Origin of the sequence: Sphingomonas sp. CCH9-F2 (genome assembly GCF_001556735.1) — a bacterium.
GTDB lineage: Bacteria > Pseudomonadota > Alphaproteobacteria > Sphingomonadales > Sphingomonadaceae > Sphingomonas > Sphingomonas ginsenosidimutans.
Genome location: NZ_LSJO01000058.1, coordinates 1 through 3,785, shown reverse-complemented (window position 1 = coordinate 3,785; position 3,785 = coordinate 1). Strand labels below are relative to the sequence as shown.

Genomic DNA, 3,785 nt, shown 5'->3' with positions numbered 1-3,785 from the left:
GGTCTCGTGGGCTCGGAGATGTGTATAAGAGACAGGTCAGCGACAAGCCGATCGTCCGTCCCAGGATGTCGTAGGTGTCCGGGAAGGTGTTGAACACGCCCCCCGTCGACACGCGCGGCGGCTGCTTGTCGGCGATGTTGTAGACGCCCGCGGTCATCGTGATGCCCGGCACGAAGTCATAGGAGGCGGACAGGTCGAACAGGTTCTGCGCCGGCAGCGTCTCGCTCGATCCCGCCGCGCTCGACCGCACCTTGCCGATGCGGATCCAGTCGAACTGGATCACGCCCTTGTCCAGCAGCAGCCCGGCGCCCGCGGTGTGGCGATAGGCGGGCTGGACCAGCGTCGTGCCATCGCTGGAACAGGTCGCGCCGAACGTGCCCTTGCACTGCACCGCGCTGACCGTCGGGTTCGCCTGGATCGTGTAGGACGTGACGACATTGCCGGCATAGCCCAGCCGGACGCCCTTGCCCGGTACCCAGTCGCCGCGCACGGTGTAGCTGGCGGTGATGTCCAGCCCGCGCTGGAGCAGCCGGCCCAGGTTCTGGTTGTTGACGAACGCATCCTTGAACGTGCCGTCGGCGTTGCGCGTCACCAGCCCGCACAGCGGATTGTCCGCGCTGGGATTGGTGATGTAGCAGCTGGTGATCGCCGCCACCGGCTGGATCACGCCCACCGCGCCCTTCAGGTCCAGCTGATACCAGTCGACCGTCACGTTCAGCCCCGGCAGGAACGTCGGCGTGAACACCGCGCCCGCCGTGGTGGTGAAGCCGGTTTCGGGCTTCAGGTCCGGGTTGCCGCCGTAGAAGTAATTGCCGGTCAGATACGCCGGCGCGGTCGAATTGGCCGATCCTGCCGCCGGCGCGCCGAACCGCTGGCACTGCGCCTGGTTGCCGGTGCCCAGCACGCACGGGTCGCCGCCGTAGCGCGGCTTCAGCCGGTCGACGGTCACCAGGCTGCTGAACGGCAGCGACGACACGCCGCCCGCGAACTCGCCGAAATTGGGGGTGCGCAGCACACGCTGATAGGTGCCGCGCAGGCGCAGGCTGCGGTCGACCTCCCAATTGCCTTCGACCTTCCACGTCCCGTGGGTGCCGAACAGGTTGTAGTCGGACAGACGGTACGCGCCGCCCGCGCTCAGCTTGCGGATCAGCGGCAGGTCGTGGAGCAGCGGCACCAGCAGCTCGCCGTACAGCTCCTTGACGTCGAATTCGCCCGTGTACGCGGCCTGCACGCCCTGGCGATAGGTGTTGCCGGTCAGCAGCGCGGTGTCCTGCGCCACGTTCGCGGTCTCGCGCCGGTATTCGACGCCCGCGGCGAAACCGATCGGCCCGGCGGGCAGCGAGAACAGCTCCTCCAGCGATCCGTTGACCGTGGCGGCCGCGACGAACTGGTCGCGCTTGCGGTTGAAGCCGTTGATCGGGCTGCCCAGCGCGGCGGCAATGCCGGGGCGGTTCGGGCCGAAGATGTCGACGGTGTTGACCACCGACGCGAAATTGTTGGCGCCCGCCGCATTGTTCACCAGCCCGTCGCCGGTCACCACCGTCGCTTCGGTCGAGCGGCCGTATTGGGCATAGACGTTCCAGCGGATCGCGTCGGTCAACGGCCCGCGCAAGCCGCCCTGGAACTGGTAGATGTCGCGCTCGGTGTTGAACGTCACCAGCCCCAGCTCGGCCAGCGAACGCGACACGTTGACCTGCGCCGCGCCGTTGACGAAGGTCAGCTGGCTGCGGATCGCGTCGGTCAGGTATGGGTTGGTCGCGCTGATCGACACGGTGCGGCTGACCGACGCGGGCGTCGCGCCGGGCGTACCGGTCTCACTGGTGCGCGTATTGGTATACATTGCGCGGCCGTACAGCTCGACTGTCGGCGCCAGCTCGTATTTGTACAGCGCGGCGACGTTGATCCGCTTGAGCGGCGATACCAGCGGATAACGCGCCGACAGGTTCGACGTCGCGCTCGGGCTGGTGGTGAAATCGCCCGCGTCGGTGAAGCCGAACCGCCGCCCGCTCGCCACGTCGGTGAACACGCCGCCGATGCTCGGGATCGTCTGGTTCGGGGTCGCCGCCCAGTCGCGCTGCCCCGCGACGATCAGGTCGCGCTGCGTATAGTCGGCCGCGATGACGACATGACCGCGCGATCCCAGCCCCGCGCCGACCATGATCGACGCGCCATATTGCGCGCCGCCGTTGGTCGACAGCCGCCCGACCGCGCTGCCGCGCACGCCCTCGAACTCGTCGTTCAGGATGAAGTTGACGACGCCCGCGACCGCATCCGCGCCATAGACCGCGGCGGCGCCGCCGGTCAGCACGTCGGTGCGCTTGATGAGCGAGGCGGGGATGGAATTGACGTCCACCGAATTGCGGAAGCTGAACGGCGCGGCGCGCGTCCCGTCGATCAGCACCAGCGAGCGGCTCTGCCCGAAGTTGCGCAGTTCCAGCACCTGCGCGCCGAAAGCGTCGCTACCCTGCGACCCCTGCCGCACGCCGCCCGACAGCTGCGGCAGCTTGGTCGAGAAATCCTCGATCGTCAGCGCCGACTGAAGGCGGATCTGCTGTTCGCTGGTGGAGGCGACCGGGCTGCTGGCGGTCAGGCCGGGGACCGCGATGCGCGTGCCGGTGACGACGATGTCGCTGGCCGGGGTGCCCGCATCGGTCGCTGTGTCGGTGGTGGCGGCGTCCTGCGGCGCGGGGGCTGCCTGCGCCACCGCCTGCGTCGGCATCTGCACCAGCGCCACCGCCAGCGCCGCCAGTGCAACCGCGTTCCTGTGCGACCTCAGCATCGAATGTCCCCTTGCCCCGAATGATCGTTCCGGCCGGTCGCACGAATGTCGATTCGCCGCCGTCCGTCCCACGATCCTAGGCGCCTCGCCACGGATTTGTAAAGAACCGGTATTACACTGGTACGCCATACCATCGCCGAACTTGCCCCCGGGCGAACCAATGGTATGCATCCCGCATGACCGCTACCCCCCCGTCCACCCGCCCCGACCTTGGCATGATCGAGGGGCGCTTCGGCCGCCTGTGGACCGCCGATGAGCGCAGCCATGTGGTCGCCACGCTCGCCGGCGTGGGCTATTCCTTCTACCATTACGGGCCGAAGGGCGATCGCGCACTGCGCCGCGACTGGCGCGTCGCCCACGACCCGGCGCAGACCCGGGCGCTGGCGCGTCTGTCGGCGCAGGTGCGCGGCGCGGGCATGCGCTTCGGCATCGCGCTGACTCCCGATGGCTCGACGCATCCGTTCGACGATGCCGCGCGCGCCGATCTGGCGCGGCGCATCGCCGATCTCGACGCGATCGGCATCGACGATCTGGCGATCCTGTTCGACGATCTGCGCGGCGACATGCCCGATCTCGCCGCGCGACAGGCCGACGTGGTCAATTTCTGCGCCGCCGCCACCCGCGCGACGCGCGTCTACACCTGCCCGACCTATTATTCGGACGATCCGGTGCTGGACATGGTCTTCACCCCCCGCCCGGCCGATTATCTCGGCGATCTGGGCCGCCGTCTCGATCCGGCGATCCGCGTCTACTGGACCGGCGAGGAAGTCTGCCCGAAGGAAATCGGCCCCGCGCATCTCGCACGCGTCGCGGACGAACTGGGGCGACCGGTGTGCCTGTGGGACAATTGGCCCGTCAACGACGGCGCGCGCATGTCGCGGTTCCTGCACCTGCGTGCCTTCACCGGGCGCGCCGCCGCCAATGCCGCGCATCTGTCGGGCCATGCGATCAACCCCGCAATCCAGGCGCATCTGGGCTGCATCCCCGCGCTGACGCTGCCGATGAT

General features: G+C 68.6%; 2 protein-coding genes. One reads left to right on the top strand and one right to left on the bottom strand.

From position 1 onward, the window contains the following. The coding region (locus AX685_RS01585; RefSeq protein ID WP_082740419.1) for a TonB-dependent receptor plug domain-containing protein at positions 1-2,779 on the bottom strand (2,779 nt) is incomplete at its 3' end. A gap of 176 nt (positions 2,780-2,955) precedes the next feature. On the opposite strand from AX685_RS01585, the gene AX685_RS01580 reads away from it, so the two are divergent. Then, positions 2,956-3,785 (top strand): beta-N-acetylglucosaminidase domain-containing protein (locus tag AX685_RS01580; RefSeq protein ID WP_066484645.1); only part of this gene is annotated, 830 nt, incomplete at its 3' end.